Annotated in this window: 11 protein-coding genes, 2 tRNA genes and 3 rRNA genes; 2 read left to right on the top strand and 14 right to left on the bottom strand. The window is 59.4% G+C overall.

Going from position 1 to position 20,480, the window contains the following annotated elements; genetic code table 11:
- Positions 1 to 7: 7 nt before the first annotated feature.
- The 7 genes from P0D84_RS01850 to coq7 all read right to left on the bottom strand — a co-directional run bounded on the left by P0D84_RS01850 (position 8) and on the right by coq7 (position 7,697).
- On the bottom strand, positions 8 to 1,435 hold the full coding sequence (locus P0D84_RS01850) for a UDP-N-acetylmuramoyl-tripeptide--D-alanyl-D-alanine ligase (RefSeq protein ID WP_408331948.1): 1,428 nt from the start codon (positions 1,433 to 1,435) through the stop codon (positions 8 to 10).
- Positions 1,432 to 2,994, bottom strand: coding sequence for a UDP-N-acetylmuramoyl-L-alanyl-D-glutamate--2,6-diaminopimelate ligase (locus tag P0D84_RS01845; RefSeq protein ID WP_408331946.1), 1,563 nt, complete (start codon positions 2,992 to 2,994; stop codon positions 1,432 to 1,434). Before P0D84_RS01845 ends, P0D84_RS01850 begins: the two co-directional genes overlap by 4 nt.
- Positions 2,991 to 4,856: a peptidoglycan D,D-transpeptidase FtsI family protein gene (locus P0D84_RS01840; protein WP_408331944.1), complete on the bottom strand. Its 1,866-nt coding sequence runs from the start codon at positions 4,854 to 4,856 to the stop codon at positions 2,991 to 2,993. The genes P0D84_RS01845 and P0D84_RS01840 overlap by 4 nt, the downstream gene beginning before the upstream one ends.
- A complete protein-coding gene (gene ftsL / locus P0D84_RS01835; protein ID WP_408331943.1) occupies positions 4,853 to 5,203 on the bottom strand; it encodes a cell division protein FtsL in 351 nt (116 codons plus the stop codon). The genes P0D84_RS01840 and ftsL overlap by 4 nt, the downstream gene beginning before the upstream one ends.
- Positions 5,200 to 6,153 carry a 16S rRNA (cytosine(1402)-N(4))-methyltransferase RsmH gene (gene rsmH, locus P0D84_RS01830; protein WP_408331941.1) on the bottom strand — a complete coding sequence of 318 codons (954 nt, stop codon included), beginning with the start codon at positions 6,151 to 6,153 and terminating at the stop codon, positions 5,200 to 5,202. Before rsmH ends, ftsL begins: the two co-directional genes overlap by 4 nt.
- Before the next feature lie 15 nt (positions 6,154 to 6,168).
- Positions 6,169 to 6,597: a division/cell wall cluster transcriptional repressor MraZ gene (gene mraZ, locus P0D84_RS01825; protein ID WP_006053203.1), complete on the bottom strand. Its 429-nt coding sequence runs from the start codon at positions 6,595 to 6,597 to the stop codon at positions 6,169 to 6,171.
- 467 nt (positions 6,598 to 7,064) lie between these two features.
- Entirely contained in the window at positions 7,065 to 7,697 is a 633-nt protein-coding gene (gene coq7, locus P0D84_RS01820; protein WP_408331938.1) for a 2-polyprenyl-3-methyl-6-methoxy-1,4-benzoquinone monooxygenase, read from the bottom strand.
- Between the two features lie 302 nt (positions 7,698 to 7,999).
- Between coq7 and P0D84_RS01815 the strand changes: the two genes are divergently transcribed.
- Positions 8,000 to 9,169, top strand: a complete 1,170-nt coding sequence (locus P0D84_RS01815; protein ID WP_408331936.1) for a porin — start codon at positions 8,000 to 8,002, stop codon at positions 9,167 to 9,169.
- Positions 9,170 to 9,392: 223 nt separating this feature from the next.
- Here the strand turns inward: P0D84_RS01815 and P0D84_RS01810 are convergent, their stop codons facing one another.
- Positions 9,393 to 11,066, bottom strand: coding sequence for a long-chain fatty acid--CoA ligase (locus tag P0D84_RS01810; protein WP_408331935.1), 1,674 nt, complete (start codon positions 11,064 to 11,066; stop codon positions 9,393 to 9,395).
- A gap of 147 nt (positions 11,067 to 11,213) precedes the next feature.
- Positions 11,214 to 13,292 carry a molybdopterin-containing oxidoreductase family protein gene (locus P0D84_RS01805; RefSeq protein WP_408331933.1) on the bottom strand — a complete coding sequence of 693 codons (2,079 nt, stop codon included), beginning with the start codon at positions 13,290 to 13,292 and terminating at the stop codon, positions 11,214 to 11,216.
- A gap of 174 nt (positions 13,293 to 13,466) precedes the next feature.
- On the opposite strand from P0D84_RS01805, the gene P0D84_RS01800 reads away from it, so the two are divergent.
- Positions 13,467 to 14,663, top strand: coding sequence for a M20 aminoacylase family protein (locus P0D84_RS01800; RefSeq protein ID WP_408331931.1), 1,197 nt, complete (start codon positions 13,467 to 13,469; stop codon positions 14,661 to 14,663).
- 298 nt (positions 14,664 to 14,961) lie between these two features.
- Here P0D84_RS01800 and rrf read toward each other — a convergent pair.
- From rrf to P0D84_RS01775, 5 genes are all read right to left on the bottom strand, one after another.
- Positions 14,962 to 15,074, bottom strand: a 5S ribosomal RNA gene (rrf, locus tag P0D84_RS01795).
- Between the two features lie 153 nt (positions 15,075 to 15,227).
- Positions 15,228 to 18,106 (bottom strand): 23S ribosomal RNA (locus P0D84_RS01790).
- Positions 18,107 to 18,443: 337 nt separating this feature from the next.
- A tRNA-Ala gene (locus P0D84_RS01785) sits at positions 18,444 to 18,519 on the bottom strand.
- Between the two features lie 75 nt (positions 18,520 to 18,594).
- Positions 18,595 to 18,671, bottom strand: a tRNA-Ile gene (locus tag P0D84_RS01780).
- Between the two features lie 64 nt (positions 18,672 to 18,735).
- Positions 18,736 to 20,266 (bottom strand): 16S ribosomal RNA (locus P0D84_RS01775).
- The 16S, 23S and 5S rRNA genes sit together here with 2 tRNA genes alongside, the layout of an rRNA operon.
- Positions 20,267 to 20,480 lie beyond the last annotated feature (214 nt).

Raw genomic sequence — 20,480 nt, 5'->3', positions numbered from 1 at the left:
TTCTATTTCAATGTGCAGCGGGCGCGTTGCCCGTTGCGTTGGGTTGTGGACTCGTTACGGCGTCCACCACGCGCTCCATTTGCATGAAGCGCGAGCCTTTCACGAGAAGCGTTGCAGCAGCGCCGAAACCGGCTTGCTGCAATTGCGCGACCAGCGTGCCGACGTCGGCTACGTGATGCGCGCCCGCGCCGTACGCGGTGCAGGCGTCGCGCGCGGCGTCGCCCATGGCGTATAGCGCGTCGATGCCGCGTTCCTTGGCGTAGGCACCGATTTCACGGTGAAACGCCGGGCCGCTGTCGCCGACTTCACCCATGTCGCCCATCACCAGCACGCGCGGCGATTCGCGCGACGCGAGCACGTCGATCGCAGCACGCATCGAATCGGGATTCGCGTTGTAGGTGTCGTCGATCACGGTCGCGCCGGCGAGCGTGCCGAGTGCAGCAAGCTTGACCTGCAGGCGGCCTTTCACCGCGCCGAACGATTCGAGGCCGCGTTTGATCGCGTCGAGCGACACGCCTGCGGCGAGCGCCGCTGCAGTGGCGGCCAACGCGTTGTGCGCGTTGTGGTTGCCGAGCACTTGCAGTGTCACGTCGACGTGGCCTTCCGGCGTGTCGATGCTCAGACAGTTGCCGGCGAACGTGCCCTTGACTGCGGCTTCGGTGTTGCGTTCATCGGCGTTCAAGGCGAAGTCGATGATGCGGTTGCCCGTGGCCGCGACGCGCCAGATGCTCGCGTACGCATCGTCCGCCGGGAACACGGCGACGCCTTCCGGCGTGAGCGCGTGAATCACACTCGCGTGTTCGAGCGCGACCGCTTCGACTGTCGCCATGAATTCCTGATGCTCGCGCTGGGCGTTGTTCACCACCGCGACCGTCGGCTCGGCGATTTTCGCGAGCAGCGAGGTCTCGCCCGGATGGTTCATGCCCAGTTCGACCACCGCCAGTTGATGCGCGGTATGCAGACGGAACAGCGTGAGCGGCAAGCCGATGTCGTTGTTGAAGTTGCCGGCGGTGGCAAGGCGTGCGTCCGCGCCGACCGCGGCGGCGAAGATCGACGCGATCATTTCCTTGACCGTCGTCTTGCCATTGCTGCCCGTCACGGCGACGAGCGGCATGCTGAATTTGCGCCGCCAGCCGCGTGCGAGCGCGCCGAGGCCCACGCGCGTATCGGTGACGCGCAAAGCGGGCACGCGCAAAGCGTCAGGCGTGCGCGAGACCAGCACAGCCGCGACGTTGCGCGAGGCGACTTCCGGCAGGAAATCGTGCGCGTCGAAACGATCACCTTTGATCGCGACGAACAGATCGCCTGGACCGGCACTGCGGCTATCGGTCGACACGCGTTCGAACAAGACGCTGTCGTCACCCAGCACGGTCGCGCCGGGGATCAGCGCGGCGGCTTCACGCAGCGAGAACATCGCGACACCTGGCTGGGTCATTCGCCACCTCCGCGTGCGTGTGTCGCCCGTGCGGCGAGCGCAAGGCGAGCGTGGTCCTGATCGGAGAAAGCGCGCTTCTTGCCCATGATTTCCTGTGTTGCTTCGTGCCCCTTGCCGGCCAGCACGATGACGTCTTCGCGCGCGGCGCCGCGGATCGCTTGCAAGATCGCGCTCGCGCGGTCCTCGACGCGGCGCGCCTTCGACGCGTCTTTCATTCCCGCGGCGATCTGCTCGATGATCGATTGCGGATCTTCGCTGCGCGGGTTGTCGCTGGTGACGACCACGCCGTCCGCGAGCGTCTCGGCGATCGCGCCCATCAGCGGACGTTTGGTCGCATCGCGGTCGCCGCCGCAGCCGAATATGCAGATCAGCTCGCCGCCACGTGCGGCAGCCATCGGGCGCAATGCTTCGAGGGTCTTTTCCAGCGCGTCCGGCGTGTGCGCGTAGTCGATTACGACGAGCGGCTCGTCGTTCTGCAAGCGGCCGCCCAGACGTTGCATGCGGCCATTGACCGGCTCGAGCTTCGCGAGTTCGGCAAGCGCGGCGTCGAACGGCACCTCCGCGGCGAGCAATGCGCCAAGCACGCCGAGCAGATTGCTGACGTTGAATGCGCCGAGCGTTTGCACTTCGACTTCGGCGTTGCCCCAGTCTGATGTGGTCAGGTGAAAGGCGGTGCCGGTGGCCGTGGCGCGCACGTTCGAGGCAAGCAGTAACGCATCGGCGCCCGACGCATTGCCTTGCGGCGCATCTTTGAGCGCTTCTTCGAGGCCGTAGGCGAACGTGCGTGCATGGCCCTTTGTGCTCGCGAGCAGACGGCGACCGGCGCCATCGTCGCGATTGATCACCGCGGCGCGCAGTCCCGGCCAGGCGAACAGACGCGCCTTGGCGGCTTCGTAGGCTTCGAACGTGCCGTGATAGTCGAGGTGGTCTTGCGTGAGATTTGTGAACACGGCGATATCGAACGCAGTGCCATTCACGCGGCCTTGATGCAGCGCGTGCGACGACACTTCCATCGCCACCGCCTGAGCACCGGCGTCGCGCAACTGCGCGAGACTGCGTTGCAGTTGTGGCGCGTCGGGCGTCGTGAAGCCGGTGTGGACGAGTTGACCCGGCAGACCCGTGCCGAGCGTACCGATGATCGCGCAACGTTTGCCGAGCGCGGTCAGCGCCGCGGAAATCCATTGGCTGCACGAAGTCTTGCCGTTCGTGCCGGTGATGCCGATCGACAGCATTGCATCGCTCGGATCGTGATACCAGGCGCTTGCAATCGAACCGGCGAGTTCATTCAACGCCGGCACGGCCAGCGTCGTGGAGGGATCGATCGCGCCGCTGAAACCTTCGGGCTGGACGAGCACGGCTGCCGCGCCACGCTCGATCGCGCCGTCGATGAACGGCCGGTTGTCCGCGCCGTCCACCGCGTAGGCGAAAAACGCATCGCCGGCCGCGAGCGAACGCGTGTCGGCATGCAGATGCGCGCCTGGCTGCACGCGAGCGTGCAGCCACTTGAGCGCGTCGGCGATTTGCCGGTGCGCTGGGTGCTTCTTGCGCAGCGCGCTCATCGCACGACTCCGGGATGGCTTTTCGCGTTGGCGGCGATCGTCATCTTCTTCGCGCCGGCGCTGGTGGAAAGTTTCTTGACCGTTGCGGCCGAAGGCGGTGCGCCCGGTGCGGCAGGCGCCGAATCGTCGGACACGACCATCTGCTTGACCGGCATGTCCGGCGGCACGTTCAGCGAGCGCAGCGTATCGCCGACGATCGAAGAGAACACCGGGCCCGACACCTGACCACCAAAGTGACTGCCCGCCGTCGGTTCGTCCACCGACACGGCGACGACGATGCGCGGATTCGGCATCGGCGCCATGCCGACGAACGATGCGCGGTACTTGGAGTGATCGTAGCCGTGGGCGCCATGCTTGTATGCAGTACCGCTCTTGCCGCCGACGCGATAGCCCGGCACGGCCGCATCCGGCGACGTGCCGCCCGGGGCCGTGACGGTTTCAAGCATTGCGCGCACTTCGCGAGCGGTGGTGGGCGCGAAGATTTGCGGCCCCGTAGCCGGCTGATCGCCAGGCGTGCGGAAAATCGACACGGGCATGATCTCGCCGTCATGCGCGATCGCAGTGTACGCGCGGCCCAACTGAAACAGTGACACCGACAAGCCGTAGCCGTACGACATGGTCGCCTGCTCGATGCGGCGCCAGCTCTTCCACGGACGCAGACGACCCGCCGCCGCGCCTGGGAAGCCGACCTTCGGCGCCTGGCCGAGACCGATGCTGGTGTACATATTCCACATCTCTTCGGGCTTGAGCTGCATGGCGATCTTCGTCGCGCCGATGTTGCTCGACTTCTGGATCACGCCACCCACCGTCAGCACGCCGAACGCGCTGTCGTCGGTAATCGGCGCACCGTCGAGCACAAAGCGGCCCGGCCCCGTGTCTACCAGTGTAGTCGGCGTCACGCGGTGCAGGTCGAGCGCGAGCGAGATCGTGAACGGCTTCATGATCGAACCCGGTTCGAAGGTGTCCGTGAGAATGCGGTTGCGCAGCTGGTCGCCCGTGAGGTGCGTACGGTCGTTCGGGTTGTACGTCGGATAGTTGACCAGCGCCAGCACTTCGCCGGACCGCACGTCGATCACCATCGCCGCGCCGGCCTTCGCCTTGAATTTCTCGACGGCCGCTTTCAGATTCGTATACGCGATGTACTGGATCTTGCTGTCGATCGAGAGATCGACATCCTGGCCGTTGTGCGGCACGACCTGTTCGTCCACATCCTCGATGATGTGGCCCATGCGGTCTTTAATGACTCGGCGGCTACCCGACATGCCGGCCAGCAATTTCTGGTCGGCGAGTTCGACGCCTTCCTGGCCTTCGTCTTCGACATTGGTGAAGCCGATCAGGTGAGCCGTGATCTCGCCTTCCGGATAGAAGCGCTTGTACTCGTCGCGTGCATAAATGCCGGGGATGTCCAGTGCCGCGACTTTTGCGGCAACGTCGACCGGCACCTGGCGCTTCACGTAGACGAAGTTCTTGTCTTCCGACAGCTTGGCGCGTAACTCCGTGTTCGTCATGTCGAGCAGCTTGCCGAGCTGATTGAGCTTGTCGGCGCCGAGGTCGTCGGGCACGGATTCCGGAATGGCCCAGATCGCGCGCACCGGCAAGCTCGTGGCGAGCACGAGGCCATTGCGGTCGAGAATCTTGCCGCGCGTGGCCGGCAGTTCAAGCCGGCGCTGATAGCGGATTTCACCCTGCTTCTGATAGAACGCGTTGCCCGGACCCTGGATCCAGAAGGCGCGCGCGGTCAGCGCGACGAACGCCATGAAGAGCATGAACACGACGAGTTTCGAGCGCCACATCGGCAGGCGCACCGACAGAATCGGGTTCGCCGAAAAGGCGACGCTCTTGCGAGTCGACGATTTTTTCATCGCACGCCTCCGCGACGGGTCGCCACGGGCGCCGAGGCTGGGGCGGAAGTCGGGATCGGCGCGTCCTCAGCCCTGGCCGCGCCCGGATCGAGCGTCAGGTACTGGGTGCGACCGGTGCTGACCGCTTGCATCTTCAGCGAATCGGTGGCGATCTGCTCGATGCGCGACGTCTTCGACTGCGCGCTCTGCTGATATTGAAGCTGTGAATAATCCTGCTGCAGCTGGCGCTCCTGCGATTGCGCGCGCTGCAACTGGATAAAGATCTGACGCTGCTGATTGGTTGCATTGACGACAGACAAAGCGCAGCCCATCAGGATCATCAGCAGGAAGATATTGAGGCGACTCATGGTGCGATCCGCTCCGCCACGCGCATCACGGCAGAACGGGCACGCGGATTCGCGGCGACTTCAGCGTCGCTTGCGAACACGCGGCCGATGATTTTGAGCGGAGGGCTCGGCAGATCGACTGCGCGAATCGGCAGACGGCGATCCACCGCAGGCGTACTGGCGTGCGCCTGCATGAATCGTTTGACGATCCGGTCCTCGAGCGAATGAAAGCTGATGACCACCAGCCGCCCCCCTTGCTCCAACAGCGACAACGCTGCTTCTAAAACGACTTGCAGCTCCGCAAGCTCTTGATTGATGTGAATCCGTATAGCTTGAAAGGTGCGGGTTGCCGGATCCTTGCCCTTCTCACGGGTTTTGACGACGTTAGCCACGATTTGGGCAAGCTCGCCCGTGCTGACGAGAGGCCCAAGACGGTCGGACTCTGCCCGGCGAGCAACAAGCGCCTTTGCAATCTGAAAAGCAAACCGTTCTTCCCCATAATCTCGTATCACCTCCGTCAGTTCCTGCACCGTGGCCCGCGCCAGCCAGTCAGCAGCAGACTCGCCGCGCGTCGGGTCCATCCGCATGTCGAGCGGGCCGTCGGCGCGGAAACTGAAACCCCGCTCCGGATCGTCGACTTGCGGCGACGACACGCCCAGATCCAACAAAACGCCCGACACCCGCCCTACCCCGCGCTCCGCAATCGCGTCACGCAGTGAAGCAAAACTCTCGTGCACGATGCCAAAGCGCGGATCGGCGATCTGCTGCGCCGTGGCGATGGCGAGCGGGTCTTTGTCGAACGCGATCAGGCGCCCCGCTTCACCCAGCTTCTGCAGCACCAACCGGCTATGACCGCCGCGCCCGAACGTACCGTCCACATAAACGCCGTCCGGCCGTGTTACCAGCGCATTGACCGCTTCTTCCAGCAGCACCGTGCGATGCTGCAATTCGTTTCCCATCGCAGGTGCCATATTTGTAGTCCGCGATCAGAACGTGAAATTCTTTAACGCTTCGGGCATGCCCTCGGCGATCGCTGCCTGTTCCTTTGCTGCGTAAATTTGTGCGTCCCACAACTCGAAGTGACGACCCATGCCGAGCAGGGTCACTTCCTTTTCCAGCGAGCCCGCCGCGCGCAATTCCGGCGACACGAGCACCCGGCCCGCGCCGTCCATATCGACGTCCATTGCGTTGCCGAGAAAAATGCGCTTCCACCAGGCCGCGTTCATGGGCAGCTTGTCGACCTTGTCGCGGAAGATCTCCCACTCCGGGCGCGGAAAGAGCAACAGGCAGCCGTCCGGGTGCTTGGTGATCGTCACCCGGCCCTCTGCCTGTGTTTGCAGCGCATCCCGATAGCGAGAGGGAATCGACATCCGCCCTTTCGCATCGAGCGTCAGCGCCGACGCCCCTTGGAACACTTCGCTCTCCCCCTGTCGACCGGAGTTAGCGCTTTAGCGCTTACTCCGGTCCCATCCACCCGGTTACTCTCGCGGCGTTTTTTGCGCCCGCTGCCCGATTCGTGAAAATCTACCCCAAACCGCCCGTGAGATCACACAAAAATACACTTTCTCACACTGTCTCCCACTTTAGAGGAACGCTAAACAGGGGTCAAGGGAGTTACGCGCTTTTCGAGTGGATTTTGTTTGTAAGAACAAGGACTTAGCGCGACTCTCTCACGTCAGACATAAAACGGAAAACCGTTATAAATGAATGAGCTAGTGAAACTTGTGAAGGTGATACGTGAAAAGTGCGAGGGAAAGGTGCGGAATGTAAGAGATCGTGAAGCGGGATTGGGAGGTGTTTGCTGGTGTTCCGGGTACTTCGAGCGAATGGCGCGCGAGGCGCCGTCCCACTTTCAGACGATGCGTGAGCAGAGGTCTCGAACTTATATGTAATAGGCGGTCCGTGTCATGACTTTCGACACCGCGCGCATCAGGGCTCGTGCGGGGAAAGGCAACTCGACGCCGCCCGCGTCCATGGCGGATTTACCGTGCTGCGCCTCGTCCACGCGCATCTGTTCGACGATTGCGCGCGACTCGCGGTCGGCTGCAGGCAACTCATCCAGATGGCTATCCAGATGCTGTTCGACCTGGCGTTCGGTTTCCGCCATGAAGCCGAGACTCACCCGGTCGCCCAACCGGCCTGCCGCGAGGCCGATTGCCAGCGCGCCTGTATACCAGAGCGGGTTCAGGAGACTTGGACGCGAATCGAGCGCCTCGAGGCGTTTGGCAGTCCACGCCAGATGATCTTCTTCCTCGATGGCGGCGCGATTGAACACGGCCCGCAAGGACGGCGACTTTGTAGCAAGTTTCTGAGCCTGGTAAAGCGCTTGGGCGCACACCTCACCCACGTGGTTCACCCGCATCAAGCCAGCCGCATGCGCGCGTTCCGCAGGCGAAAGCTCGACGGACTCCGCGGCCAGTCCTTGCGGGACCGGCAACGGACGACTCATCCGCGACACGCCGGTCATTGAGCGTAAACCCCGATCAAACTCGCTAATCAACTCGTCCAGAAACATTCAGCACCCCCTGATTCGACAACCGTCCCGTCGCGCTGACGGGTCCACGCGACAAGGCTTTGCGGGGCAAAACCGGGGTCGCGAAGACCTTCGGTTCAAACGTTTCCGACGGCCAATTTCTGATTTTAGACCATGTTGCGTAAACGAAACAGGAGCCTTCCTGGCCATCTCCTTTTTCTTTGTGGCATGTATGCCTTTTGTTACATTACGTGCAACTTCTCGCGAAGTTGGACACGCAAGGCCTCAACGCTACATAAATATTCGCCTTGTACAAAAGATTCGTAATTCTTGGAGATCATTCGATGAAAAAGTCGCTTCTCGCTCTCGCAGCACTGGGCGCATTCGCAGGCGTCGCACATGCTCAGAGCAGCGTGACCCTGTACGGTATCATTGACGAAGGCTTCAACATCAACACCAACTCGGGTGGCAAGCACCTGTACAACCTGTCCAGCGGCGTTCTGCAAGGTTCCCGTTGGGGCCTGCGCGGCACGGAAGATCTGGGCGGCGGTCTGAAGGCAATCTTCGTGTTGGAAAACGGCTTTGACGTGAACAACGGCAAGCTGGGTCAAGGCGGCCTGATGTTCGGTCGTCAAGCGTACGTCGGTCTGTCGAGCCAGTTCGGCACGGTCACGCTGGGTCGTCAGTACGACTCCGTCGTCGACTACGTCGGTCCGCTGGAAGCCGGTGACCAGTGGGGCGGCTACATCGCCGCTCACCCGGGTGACATCGACAACTTCAACAACGCGTACCGCACCAACAACACGGTCAAGTACACGAGCGCAAACTACGGCGGCCTGACGTTCGGCGGCACGTACAGCTTCGGCGGCGTTGCTGGCAACGTCACGTCGAACCAGATCTGGTCGTTGGGCGCTGGCTACAACAACGGTCCGTTGGTCTTGGGCGTCGGCTACTTGAACGCACGCACCCCGGCAGCATCGGGTGGCCTGTTCAACAACGGCGGCACGGCTTTGGCAGCGAACGCAGCTGTGACGTCGCCGGTCTACGCTGGCTTCTCGTCGGCTAATACGTACCAGGTGATTGGTGCTGGCGGTGCATACACGTTCGGCGCAGCAACGATCGGTGCAACGTACTCGAACATCCGCTTCGGCAACCTGGGCGCTTCGTTCGCTTCGCCGTTCAAGGGCCAATCGGCTACGTTCAACAACGCCGAACTCAACTTCAAGTATCAGTTGACCCCGGCATTGCTGGTCGGCGCAGCGTATGACTACACGCGCGGCGCGGAAATCAACGGCAACTCGCGTGCTCAGTACCACCAAGGTGCTGTTGGCGTGGACTACTTCCTGTCCAAGCGTACCGACGTGTACGTGACGGGTGTGTACCAACACGCTTTGGGCGATACGATCACCGCAGCAGGCGCTACGGTTGACGCAACGGCCGGCATCAACGGCCTGACCGGCTCGTCGAACCAGAATCAGTTCACGGCTCGCGTCGGCATCCGCCACAAGTTCTAATAAGTCGTAATAAAGCAGTTTGCCTCAAAGGCGCCTTCGGGCGCCTTTTTTTATGGGCGCGTGCCGCGTAGGTCAGCTGGTTGGTGTGGAGGCGACGGCTCAAAGAGAAACGCCCGGTGGATGAAAATCTGCCGGGCCTTTCTCGCTTTTCCGCGCAATGCGTGACTGCGTGTCAGTTCTGTTCAGGTCGATGGGCGTAATGGGCGTGCAGCGCCTGACACGCTTACGCCCGGCCGTCGCGCAACTCGCGACGCAGAATCTTGCCGACATTGCTCTTGGGCAACTCCGTGCGGAACTCGACGATCTTGGGCCGCTTGTAGCCGGTGAGCTGCTGTTTGCAATACGCGAAGATATCCGCATCGGTAAGCGCCTGATCTTTCTTCACGACGAACAGCTTTACCGCTTCACCCGAATGCTGATCCGGCACGCCGACTGCGGCGACTTCGAACACGCCCGGCAACGTGGCGACCACGTCCTCGATTTCGTTCGGATAGACGTTGAAGCCAGAGACCAGAATCATGTCCTTCTTCCGGTCGACGATCTTGACGAAACCACCTTCATTCATCAAGCCGACATCGCCCGATTTGAAGAAGCCATCCGGCGTCATGACCTTGGCCGTTTCGTCCGGGCGGTTCCAGTAGCCAGCCATCACCTGCGGGCCGCGGATGCAGATTTCCCCCGGCTGACCGAGCGGCATTTCGTTGCCTTCGTCGTCGCGAATCGAGATTTCCGTCGACGGCAGCGGCAGACCGATCGTGCCGCTATATTCCGTGACAGTAACCGGATTGCAGGTGACGCACGGCGATGTCTCCGACAAACCGTAGCCCTCGATGATCGGCGTATGCGTATGCTCGAACCAGCGCTTGGCGACGGCTTCCTGCACCGCCATACCGCCGCCATTTGCCGCGATCAGCTTCGAAAAATCGAGTTTGTGGAAGTCCGGGCTGTTCAGCATCGCGTTGTACAGCGTGTTGACGGCGGGAATCGTCGTGATCGGATAGCCTTCCAGTGCCCTGATCATGCCGGGTATGTCGCGCGGATTTGGAATCAGCACTCCGAGTCCGCCGGTACGGATCGTCAGCAGCCCGCATACCGTCAGCGCAAAGACGTGATAGAGCGGCAGCGCGACAACCGTAATGAACTGATCGATGTCCGTGCGGTTGGCGCGAACCGGATCGAGCCAGATTTCCGACTGCAGCACATTGGCAATCAAATTCCGATGCAACAGCGTCGCGCCCTTGGCCACGCCGGTCGTACCGCCCGTGTACTGTAGAAACGCGACGTCGTCCGGACCTTGCTGGACCGGTCTGAAATTCTGGCGCGCGCCCTCGGCGATCGCCGTATTGAATTTGACGTGACCCGGCAAGCTCCACGCCGGCACCATCTTTTTCACGCGCCGCACGACGAAGTTCACCAGCGTGCCCTTCACGCCCATCAAATCGCCCATTGCGGCGACGACAACGTGCTTGACCGACGTATTGCGCACGATCGCCTGCAGCGTGACAGCGAAGTTTTCGAGCAGGATGATCGCTTCCGCGCCGCTGTCCTTGAGCTGATGCTCGAGCTCCCGTGGCGTGTAGAGCGGGTTCACGTTCACGACCACATAACCCGCGCGCAAGATCGCCGCGATCGCCACGGGATATTGCAGTACGTTCGGCATCATGATCGCGATGCGCGCGCCGCGAGCGAGGCCCTTCGACTGAAACCATGCGGCGAGCTTGTGCGAGAGCGCGTCCAGTTCGCCGTAGCTGATCTCTTTGCCCATGCAGACGAACGCCGGTTTGGCGCGGTGGTCGCGGAAGGCTTCTTCGAGCAGCTCGGCGACAGACGAATAGCGGGTCGGGTCGATTTCTGCGGGAACGCCGGGCGGATAAGATTTCAGCCAGATTTTGTCCATGCAGCGTCTCCTTTTTTATTTTCGAATGATCGTGCTAAAAACGCATCGTAGCATGGGCACCCCTGTGCTATTCGCGAAAAGCGGCTAGGTTAGACTGCAGCCTCGAACCCGGTGCGGGCCGTCGCTGCGAGATTGTTGAGCGTGTTTTCAGGCACGTTCGACTTCGACAAGGCAGTCGTAGAACGTGGCCGATCCGCCCAGGTCCGTGAGCGCCTGGCTGGTGACCTGGTTGGCGTTGCGGCCGTCGGGCGCGAGCTTCTTCCACCAGATCGACAGGCCGACCACGAGCCCTTTGCGTGCCTTGTCGGTGACACGGGCTCGCGCTTGCATCGAGCCGCGGTCGTTGAATATGCGAACCTGATCACCGTCGACGATGTTTCGCTGCTGCGCGTCGATCGGGTGGATGTCCAGATGCGGCTCGCCTTCCGTCGAGCGCAGACTTTCGATGTTCACGAAGGTGCTGTTCAGGAAGTTACGGGCAGGCGGCGAAATCATCGCAAGTGGGTAACGGGCGGCGAGCTCGGGCGCACCGTCCGCGGACTCGTGAGGCGGCAGATAATCTGGCAGCGGGTCGAGACCTTGTTGCGCGAGACGCTCGCTGAAAAACTCGCACTTACCGGACGGCGTGCGAAAGCCACCCTCGGCGAACGGCGCGTCAGGCAGCTTTAGCTCCGCCCAGCCGGTTTTCTTTAGCGAGTCCCAGCTGACGCCTTCGAGCGTCTTGTCATTCCAGCGGAAGGCTCCCTGTGCGATAGCGTCATCACTCTCGTAGAGCGCTGGCTCCTGCAGGCCCATGCGGCGCGCGAGGCCGCGAAAGATCTCCGTGTTCGGGCGTGCATCGCCAACCGGCGCGATCGCCGGCAAGTTGACCATCACGTGTGTGTGCCCGTACGACTTGTGCACGTCGAGGTGCTCGAGTTGGGTCGTGGCCGGTAGAAGCAAATCGGCGTAGTCAGCGGTGTCGGTCCGAAAATGTTCGAGCACGATCGTGAACAGGTCCTCGCGTGCAAATCCTGCTGCGACCCGTTCCGAGTCCGGCGCGACCGCCACCGGATTGGAGTTATAGACGATGATCGCTTCGATTTTTGGACCGAAGGTAGCGTCGCCCGGGTGCAGCAGTGCGTCGCCGATCGCGTTCATATTAATGACGCGCGAAGCCTTGGCGGGCCAGCCGGGCATCAGATCCGGTCGCTGCAACGCGTGCGAATCCACCGGCGCCCATCCGCCCGACGACAGCAGGACACCGCCCGCTCGCTCGCGCCACGCGCCTGTCAGCGAAGGTAAGCAGGCGATTGCGCGTACGGCGTTACCACCGCCGCGCACCCGCTGCAGTCCGTAATTCATCCGGATCGCGGCCTTTTTCGTGCTGCCGTAAAGGCGCGCAACATCGACAATCACCTGCTCGTCGACACCGCAAATTTGAGCGGCACGTGACGGCGGATAACTGAGTGCGCGCACCTTGAGTTGCTCGAAGCCCAATGTATGAGTCGCGATGTACGCGTGATCGAGCAGATTTTCCGTGATCAACACGTTGATCATGCCGAGCGCCAAAGCACCGTCGGTTCCGGGTTTAAGTGCAATGTGCTGGTGGCATTTTTCCGCCGTCAGCGATCGGTATGGATCGATCGCGATCAGCCGTGCACCGCGACGCTTGGCTTCCTGAGCGCGTGTCCAGAAATGCAGGTTCGACGCGATGGGATTCGAACCCCAGATCAGGATAACCTCGCTTTCGGCGAAAAACTCGGTGCGCATGCCGAGGCTGGCGCCGTAGGTGTACTTCAACCCAGCCGCACCAGCGGCTGCGCAAATCGTGCGGTCCAACTGTGATGCCCCGAGTTTGTGGAAGAACCGTTGCGCAATGCTGTCGCCCTGAACCAGGCCCATTGTGCCGGCGTAGCTGTACGGCATGATGGCTTCTGGCGCCCGGCTCGCGATCTCCGACAGACGCGCAGCGGCCAGTTCGAACGCCTGATCCCAGCTGATCGGCTCAAAACGGCCTTCGCCTTTGCGGCCGATGCGCTTCATTGGTGTCGTCAAACGATGCGGATGGTGAACCCGGTCAGCATAGCGGCTGACTTTGGTACACAGCGCGCCTTGAGTCGGCGGATGATCGGGATCGCCAACGACCTTGATCGCCCGTCCGCCTTCGATAGTCACGCGCATCGCACAGGTATCAGGGCAATCGTGCGGGCACACCGCGCGGGCGAATTCAGTTGGAGCATTCATCGGCGATTCGTCCGGGAGAGCTGTAAGCGGTGGGGCAATCCCGAATTTTATTACGTCCGATGCCCCTTGACCTGCACTGTGCCGCCAAAAATGCCTTCGGCGTAGAATCGGTTATCAAGGTGCCCGGGCAATATGGCCCCGAGCGATTCCACGCAACGCAAAGCACAGCCCATCATGAAACTGATCCCAGAAATCCAGGCCGCCCACGGCGAAATTCAGACCCTCCGACGAACGATTCATGCCCACCCCGAGTTGCGTTACGAAGAAACCGCGACGGCGGATCTGGTTGCCAGGACACTTGAGTCCTGGGGCATCGAAACTCATCGTGGATTGGGCAAAACAGGCGTGGTCGGCGTACTGAAACGCGGCAACGGATCGCGCTCGATCGGGCTACGCGCCGACATGGACGCGCTGCCGATTCAGGAGCTGAACAGCTTCGATCATCGTTCGCAGAACGACGGCAAAATGCACGCGTGCGGCCATGATGGACATACCGCGATGCTGCTCGGCGCAGCGCGGCATCTGGTCAAGCACGGCGAATTTGACGGCACAATCGTGTTCATCTTTCAACCGGCAGAAGAAGGGGGCGCTGGCGCCCAGGCAATGATCGACGATGGCCTGTTCACAAAGTTTCCAGTCGATGCGGTTTTCGGCGTTCACAATTGGCCGGGCATGGCGGCAGGCCATTTCGGCGTGACCGAAGGCCCGATCATGGCATCTAGCAACGAATTTCGCATTGAAATCAAAGGCGTGGGTTCGCACGCGGCACTGCCGCACAACGGCCGCGACCCTGTGTTCACAGCGGTTCAGATTGCGAACGGGCTGCAGAGCATCATCACGCGAAACAAGAAGCCGCTCGATACTGCAGTACTGTCGATCACCCAGATTCACGCCGGCGACGCCGTCAATGTCGTCCCGAACGATGCGTGGATCGCTGGCACTGTGCGGACTTTTACCACCGAAACACTTGATCTGATCGAAGCACGCATGGGCAAAATCGCCCAGAGCACGGCTGAGGCTTACGATTGTTCGGTCGATATCCACTTTCATCGCAACTATCCACCAACCGTCAACAGTAGTGAAGAGGCTCGATTCGCGGCAGCGGTAATGAAGGAAATTGTCGGCGCGGAAAATGTCGACGATGCAGTCGAACCGACGATGGGCGCCGAGGATTTTTCGTTCATGCTGCTGGCGAAGCCGGGCTGTTACGCATTTCTCGGTAATGGCGACGGCGGGCACCGGGAATCAGGACATGGTGCCGGGCCTTGCATGCTTCATAACGCGAGCTATGACTTCAACGACGAGCTATTGTCGATCGGTTCGACGTATTGGGTTCGGCTGGCACAACGGTTCTTGGCACAGGAAAATTAAGGTGGTTTGAGTGAACTGACGGCGGACGCGCTTATCTGCAGGTGACGGGTTGCGCGAACGCGCTGCGGATCAGGGAGAAGCAATGCCGGAGCAGCGGGAGCGCATCGGCCATGTCGCGCGATGTTTCCAGATCCGGCCGTTACGACGGATGGACCACCTGGGCGAAGTGCCGGCGTGAGCGTGCCATCGCAGTCGTGATGGCACGGCTGGAGGCGAAGGCCCGTTCTGTGCCTGTTTTTGCAGACGGTAAACGCAGAAACCCCACCTTTTGGGGTGGGGTTTCTGTTGCTGCAGGGGAGCCTGACGATTACCTACTTTCACACGGGAATCCGCACTATCATCGGCGTGGAGTCGTTTCACGGTCCTGTTCGGGATGGGAAGGGGTGGGACCGACTCGCTATGGTCATCAGGCATGACTTGTTGTCGCACTGCTCGTGGAGCAATACAACCAATCTGGAAGAAGTAGTTTCTGGTGATGCTCACCAGGGGTAAAGCTGTTGGGGTTGTGTTGTTTCTGGCACAACACGTGATCTCAACCGTGGCGTAGTAAAACACACCGGTTATAGGATCAAGCCTTACGGGCAATTAGTATCAGTTAGCTTAACGCATTACTGCGCTTCCACACCTGACCTATCAACGTCCTGGTCTTGAACGACCCTTCAAGGGGCTCGAAGCCCCGGGGATATCTCATCTTAAGGCGAGTTTCCCGCTTAGATGCTTTCAGCGGTTATCTCTTCCGAACATAGCTACCCGGCGATGCCACTGGCGTGACAACCGGTACACCAGAGGTTCGTCCACTCCGGTCCTCTCGTACTAGGAGCAGCCCCCTTCAAATATCCAGCGCCCACGGCAGATAGGGACCAAACTGTCTCACGACGTTTTAAACCCAGCTCACGTACCTCTTTAAATGGCGAACAGCCATACCCTTGGGACCGGCTACAGCCCCAGGATGAGATGAGCCGACATCGAGGTGCCAAACACCGCCGTCGATATGAACTCTTGGGCGGTATCAGCCTGTTATCCCCAGAGTACCTTTTATCCGTTGAGCGATGGCCCTTCCATACAGAACCACCGGATCACTATGACCTGCTTTCGCACCTGCTCGACTTGTCGGTCTCGCAGTTAAGCACGCTTATGCCATTGCACTATCAGCACGATTTCCGACCGTACCTAGCGTACCTTCGTACTCCTCCGTTACACTTTGGGAGGAGACCGCCCCAGTCAAACTGCCTACCATGCACTGTCCCCGATCCGGATCACGGACCAAGGTTAGAACCTCAAACAAACCAGGGTGGTATTTCAAGGGCGGCTCCACGCAGACTGGCGTCCACGCTTCAAAGCCTCCCACCTATCCTACACAGACCGGTTCAAAGTCCAATGCAAAGCTACAGTAAAGGTTCATGGGGTCTTTCCGTCTAGCCGCGGGGAGATTGCATCATCACAAACACTTCAACTTCGCTGAGTCTCGGGAGGAGACAGTGTGGCCATCGTTACGCCATTCGTGCAGGTCGGAACTTACCCGACAAGGAATTTCGCTACCTTAGGACCGTTATAGTTACGGCCGCCGTTTACCGGGACTTCAATCAAGAGCTTGCACCCCATCATTTAATCTTCCGGCACCGGGCAGGCGTCACACCCTATACGTCCACTTTCGTGTTTGCAGAGTGCTGTGTTTTTATTAAACAGTCGCAGCCACCAGTTTATTGCAACCCCTTCACCCTAAGCGCGCAGGCGCGTCAGGCTACAGGGGCGTACCTTATCCCGAAGTTACGGTACCAATTTGCCGAGTTCCTTCTCCCGAGTTCTCTCAAGCGCCTTAGAATACTCATCTCGCCCACCTGTGTCGGTTTGCGGTACGGTCTTGTTAAACTGAAGCTTAGAGGCTTTTCTTGGAACCACTTCCGATTGCTTCTTCACCTAAGTGAATGGCGCCACGCCCTTGAATTACGCACCCGGATTTGCCTGAGTGCCTTCTCCAACGCAGCGACCGGGACTTCCAACACCCGGACAACCTTCCGCGATCCGTCCCCCCATCGCATTTAACAATGGTGCAGGAATATTAACCTGCTTCCCATCAGCTACGCATTTCTGCCTCGCCTTAGGGGCCGACTCACCCTACGCCGATGAACGTTGCGTAGGAAACCTTGGGCTTACGGCGAGGGGGCCTTTCACCCCCTTTATCGCTACTCATGTCAGCATTCGCACTTCCGATACCTCCAGCGCACTTTTCAATGCACCTTCGCAGGCTTACGGAACGCTCTCCTACCATGCACATAAATGTGCATCCGCAGCTTCGGTATATTGCTTAGCCCCGTTACATCTTCCGCGCAGGACGACTCGATCAGTGAGCTATTACGCTTTCTTTAAAGGATGGCTGCTTCTAAGCCAACCTCCTGACTGTTTTAGCCTTCCCACTTCGTTTCCCACTTAGCAATATTTGGGGACCTTAGCTGGCGGTCTGGGTTGTTTCCCTCTTGACACCGGACGTTAGCACCCGATGTCTGTCTCCCGTGATTGCACTCTTCGGTATTCGGAGTTTGCTATGGCGTAGTAATCCGCAATGGACCCCACAACCATGACAGTGCTCTACCCCCGAAGGTGATACACGAGGCACTACCTAAATAGTTTTCGGAGAGAACCAGCTATTTCCAGGTTTGTTTAGCCTTTCACCCCTATCCACAGCTCATCCCCTAACTTTTCAACGTTAGTGGGTTCGGACCTCCAGTACGTGTTACCGCACCTTCATCCTGGCCATGGATAGATCACCTGGTTTCGGGTCTACACCCAGCGACTGAACGCCCTGTTCGGACTCGCTTTCGCTACGCCTGCCCTAATCGGTTAAGCTTGCCACTGAATGTAAGTCGCTGACCCATTATACAAAAGGTACGCCGTCACCCCTTACGAGGCTCCGACTGTTTGTATGCATGCGGTTTCAGGATCTATTTCACTCCCCTCCCGGGGTTCTTTTCGCCTTTCCCTCACGGTACTGGTTCACTATCGGTCGATCACGAGTATTTAGCCTTGGAGGATGGTCCCCCCATCTTCAGACAGGATTTCACGTGTCCCGCCCTACTTGTCGTACACCCAGTTCTTCCTCGCTGTTTTCGTCTACAGGGCTATCACCTGCTATGGCGGCACTTTCCAGAGCCTTCGACTAACAATGAAGATAAAGAGTACAGGCTGATCCCATTTCGCTCGCCACTACTCTGGGAATCTCGGTTGATTTCTTTTCCTGCGGTTACTTAGATGTTTCAGTTCACCGCGTTCGCTTCTCGTGACCTATGTATTCAGTCACGGATACCTCAAAAGAGGTGGGTTTCCCCATTCGGACATCGACGGATCAAAGCTCGTTTGCCAGCTCCCCGTCGCTTTTCGCAGGCTACCGCGTCCTTCATCGCCTGTGATCGCCAAGGCATCCACCACATGCACTTGTTCGCTTGACCCTATAACGGGTGTGTCTCAACACCGATCCGAAGATCCATGCCTCGCCACAATCGCTACAGGTTGAGTATTCGTGTTGCGCCGTATTCCAAGGCAATCTTTCGATTACCTTTTCATACATTGATACAATCACAACCCTGATTCACCTACTCAACCACCCATCTCTAAGTGATCTTTCGTGAATCTCTTTACTACTTCTTCCTGATTGTTAAAGAACGACAGCCGATATGATGGTCGCTATGACCACCTATCACTCTGACTGGCTCAATCGCCAATGCCTGTTTCACTACACCGCAAACCTCTTGCAAGGTCCGCCGCAGTAAAACCGGCATTGAAGATTGGTGGAGGATGACGGGATCGAACCGACGACCCCCTGCTTGCAAAGCAGGTGCTCTCCCAGCTGAGCTAATCCCCCAGTCACACACAGATATTGCTATCTGTATTGATGCCCCAGGGGTTTCAGTCATTAGCGCAGCCACCGCAGAAACAGTGGTGGGTCTGGATGGATTCGAACCATCGACCCCCGCCTTATCAAGACGGTGCTCTAACCAACTGAGCTACAGACCCCTGAGTCTGTCTTTTTCACAGCCGATAAGCGTGAGCGCTCAACGCATTGACACGTTAGCTCGAGAAAGGAGGTGATCCAGCCGCACCTTCCGATACGGCTACCTTGTTACGACTTCACCCCAGTCATGAATCCTACCGTGGTGACCGTCCTCCTTGCGGTTAGACTAGCCACTTCTGGTAAAACCCACTCCCATGGTGTGACGGGCGGTGTGTACAAGACCCGGGAACGTATTCACCGCGGCATGCTGATCCGCGATTACTAGCGATTCCAGCTTCACGCACTCGAGTTGCAGAGTGCGATCCGGACTACGATCGGTTTTCTGGGATTGGCTCCCCCTCGCGGGTTGGCGACCCTCTGTTCCGACCATTGTATGACGTGTGAAGCCCTACCCATAAGGGCCATGAGGACTTGACGTCATCCCCACCTTCCTCCGGTTTGTCACCGGCAGTCTCCCTAGAGTGCTCTTGCGTAGCAACTAGGGACAAGGGTTGCGCTCGTTGCGGGACTTAACCCAACATCTCACGACACGAGCTGACGACAGCCATGCAGCACCTGTGTTATGGCTCCCTTTCGGGCACTCCCACCTCTCAGCAGGATTCCATACATGTCAAGGGTAGGTAAGGTTTTTCGCGTTGCATCGAATTAATCCACATCATCCACCGCTTGTGCGGGTCCCCGTCAATTCCTTTGAGTTTTAATCTTGCGACCGTACTCCCCAGGCGGTCAACTTCACGCGTTAGCTACGTTACCAAGTCAATGAAGACCCGACAACTAGTTGACATCGTTTAGGGCGTGGACTACCAGGGTATCTAATCCTGTTTGCTCCCCACGCTTTCGTGCATGAGCGTCAGTATTGGCCCAGGGGGCTGCCTTCGCCATCGGTATTCCTCCACATCTCTACGCATTTCACTGCTACACGTGGAATTCTACCCCCCTCTGCCATACTCTAGCCCGCCAGTCACAAATGCAGTTCCCAGGTTAAGCCCGGGGATTTCACATCTGTCTTAGCGGACCGCCTGCGCACGCTTTACGCCCAGTAATTCCGATTAACGCTTGCACCCTACGTATTACCGCGGCTGCTGGCACGTAGTTAGCCGGTGCTTATTCTTCCGGTACCGTCATCCCCCCGGGGTATTAACCCAGAGGTTTTCTTTCCGGACAAAAGTGCTTTACAACCCGAAGGCCTTCTTCACACACGCGGCATTGCTGGATCAGGCTTGCGCCCATTGTCCAAAATTCCCCACTGCTGCCTCCCGTAGGAGTCTGGGCCGTGTCTCAGTCCCAGTGTGGCTGGTCGTCCTCTCAGACCAGCTACAGATCGTCGCCTTGGTAGGCCTTTACCCCACCAACTAGCTAATCTGCCATCGGCCGCCCCTGTAGCGGGAGGTCTTGCGATCCCCCCCTTTCCTCCGTAGAGCGTATGCGGTATTAATCCGGCTTTCGCCGGGCTATCCCCCACTACAGGACACGTTCCGATGTATTACTCACCCGTTCGCCACTCGCCACCAGGGTTGCCCCCGTGCTGCCGTTCGACTTGCATGTGTAAGGCATGCCGCCAGCGTTCAATCTGAGCCAGGATCAAACTCTTCAGTTCAAACCTGTTACTGTTTTTCGGTTCTGTTACGAACCGGTCGCTCACTCAACGTACTGACGAATGATCCTCCTGCCAGCGTGTTTCCACCCCAGCAGGAAAACCTTCCTTTCATTACTGTGTGAGACTTGATACTTTCGCTTCCAGCAAACCCCGAAGAGTTCACTGCGCGTCGCGCATCAAGCGCCCACACTTATCGGCTGTTAATTTTTAAAGA

The sequence above is a fragment of the Paraburkholderia sp. RL17-337-BIB-A genome, assembly GCF_046025895.1.
In the GTDB taxonomy this organism is placed as follows: domain Bacteria; phylum Pseudomonadota; class Gammaproteobacteria; order Burkholderiales; family Burkholderiaceae; genus Paraburkholderia; species Paraburkholderia fungorum_C.
The sequence above is the reverse complement of the archived record's forward strand: the minus strand, read 5'-3'. Positions and strand labels throughout refer to the sequence as shown.

Coding starts and splice junctions, on each gene's coding strand:
- P0D84_RS01850 (WP_408331948.1), bottom strand. CDS start 1,435: ATGACCCAGCCAGGTGTCGCGATGTTCTCGCTGCGTGAAGCCGCCGCG.
- P0D84_RS01805 (WP_408331933.1), bottom strand. CDS start 13,292: ATGAATGCTCCAACTGAATTCGCCCGCGCGGTGTGCCCGCACGATTGC.
- rsmH (WP_408331941.1), bottom strand. CDS start 6,153: ATGGCACCTGCGATGGGAAACGAATTGCAGCATCGCACGGTGCTGCTG.
- P0D84_RS01815 (WP_408331936.1), top strand. CDS start 8,000: ATGAAAAAGTCGCTTCTCGCTCTCGCAGCACTGGGCGCATTCGCAGGC.
- P0D84_RS01810 (WP_408331935.1), bottom strand. CDS start 11,066: ATGGACAAAATCTGGCTGAAATCTTATCCGCCCGGCGTTCCCGCAGAA.
- ftsL (WP_408331943.1), bottom strand. CDS start 5,203: ATGAGTCGCCTCAATATCTTCCTGCTGATGATCCTGATGGGCTGCGCT.
- P0D84_RS01800 (WP_408331931.1), top strand. CDS start 13,467: ATGAAACTGATCCCAGAAATCCAGGCCGCCCACGGCGAAATTCAGACC.
- coq7 (WP_408331938.1), bottom strand. CDS start 7,697: ATGTTTCTGGACGAGTTGATTAGCGAGTTTGATCGGGGTTTACGCTCA.
- P0D84_RS01845 (WP_408331946.1), bottom strand. CDS start 2,994: ATGAGCGCGCTGCGCAAGAAGCACCCAGCGCACCGGCAAATCGCCGAC.
- P0D84_RS01840 (WP_408331944.1), bottom strand. CDS start 4,856: ATGAAAAAATCGTCGACTCGCAAGAGCGTCGCCTTTTCGGCGAACCCG.